1 protein-coding gene and 1 pseudogene are annotated in these 1845 nt (G+C 48.0%); both read left to right on the top strand.

The features are described 5' to 3' along the window. Window positions 1-1263, top strand: a 1263-nt coding sequence (locus JF818_RS10110; RefSeq protein ID WP_198891889.1) for an ABC transporter substrate-binding protein, incomplete at its 5' end; no start/stop codon positions are given. Window positions 1264-1342: 79 nt separating this feature from the next. Next, window positions 1343-1845 (top strand): annotated as a pseudogene (locus JF818_RS10105) (sugar ABC transporter permease); the annotation flags it as partial.

Genomic DNA, 1845 nt, shown 5'->3' with positions numbered 1-1845 from the left:
GTAGTAGTGTTACTCATTGCATTGGTGGTTCTACCATCAGCATTTGCTGCTGGACAAGCTGACACCAAAGAAGACGACAAGAAGGTCGTACAGGTGTTTGGAGCTTTCGTAGATGAAGAACTGAGACGTTTTGAAGAGGCAATCGTGCCATTCGAGGAACGGACAGGAATCGATGTAATCTACGAAGGATCGAAGGACTTTGAGACGCTGATCAGTGTACGTGTTGAGGGTGGTAATCCCCCAGATATCGCAGCACTTCCCCAGCCTGGTCTCATGTATAACTTTGCTTCCCAGGGATATCTGGTTCCAATGTGGGACTCCCTGCTGGAAACAGTCGATGCAAACTATGCACCGGTTTGGAAGGACCTGGGTTCCTATGATGGCACCCCTTATGGCGTATTCCACCGTGTAAATGCAAAGAGTTTTGTGTGGTATCCCAAGAAAGCTTGGGCAAGGGAAGGCTATGAAGTTCCTACCACATGGGATGAAATGATCGCCCTGATGGACAAAATGGTCGCCAATGGACATACCCCTTGGTCAATCGGTATTGAAGCCGGTGGAGCAACAGGTTGGGTTGGTACCGACTGGGTTGAGGATGTCATGCTCAGAACCGCTGGCCCTGATGTGTATGACAAATGGGTAAACCATGAGATCGCATTCAATGCACCTGAGGTTCGAGAAGCCTTTGAAGTAATTGGCGATATCTGGTTGAATCCAAAATATGTCTATGGTGGAACCAATACCATTCTTACCCAGAGTTATACTGATTCACCACGAACCATGTTTGAGAATCCTCCACGCTCTTGGATGCATCGACAGGGTAACTTTGTAACCTCGTTCCTCCAGGATGACATTCAGGCAAATCTTGAGGAAGAAGTAGGAGTATTCCCACTTCCTGGTATCAATGATGAATTTGGTATTCCTATCCTTGGTGGTGGTGACCAGTTTGTTGTTTTCAATGACCGCCCTGAAGTTCGTGAGTTCATGGAATTCCTGGCAACTTGGGAGTCTGGTGAGATTTGGGCAAAGAGAGGCGGAGCTCTCTTCCCCTATCTGAACCAGGATCTGGATGCCTACCCGAATGAGATTGAACGCTCACTTGCTGAATCCCTGGTGAATGCCAAGGTCTTCAGATTTGATGCTTCCGATCTGATGCCGGGCCAAGTTGGTGCAGGTTCCTTCTGGACTGGTATTGTTGACTGGGTCAACGGCAAGAGCCTAGATGCCATGTTGAGCGATGTTCAGAAATCCTGGCCGGAATAAGTAGACGATGTGTTGCGCCGGCAGAGAAGTAGCACTTTCTGCCGGTGCTCTTGTATCGTACTCTCAAAGGGGAACGTCCATGACAACAATTGAAAGACAAGGGAAACCTACATCAACCCTCGCAAAACTTGGTCGTATAGCATTTTCTGTTCTTGTGCTTGTTGGGGTGTTCTTTGTATTGTGGGTTGGTTTCATCTTCTTACGGGATAGCAATGCTCCACAAGGAATAATTGCAATCATCGCTATTGTGTGGGGTGTTGGTGGGATTGCTCTTCTGTTCTGGGTAGCTGATTGGGTTATCAATAGAACCAGTGTTACGACTGCCAAGAAGCTGCAGCCGATCATATTTGTAGGACCAGCACTGCTGATCCTGGCTTGGTATCTGTTTATCCCTACCGTGAGATCACTCTACCTGAGTTTCTTTGATGCACAGTCGAAGAATTTCGTAGGACTCGCGAACTATGTGTTCGCTTTTACCGATTCCAAGATGCGTGAATCATTCATGAACAATCTCCTGTGGTTGATCATCGGAACCGGCGGGGCAGTCGGCTTCGGTCTTATCATCGCCTTGCTCGCTGATCG

The organism is Sphaerochaeta sp. S2 (assembly GCF_016406725.1).
Taxonomy (GTDB): Bacteria; Spirochaetota; Spirochaetia; order Sphaerochaetales; family Sphaerochaetaceae; genus Sphaerochaeta.
Note: the sequence above shows the minus strand (reverse complement) of the source record. Positions and strands in the feature narration are given on the sequence as shown.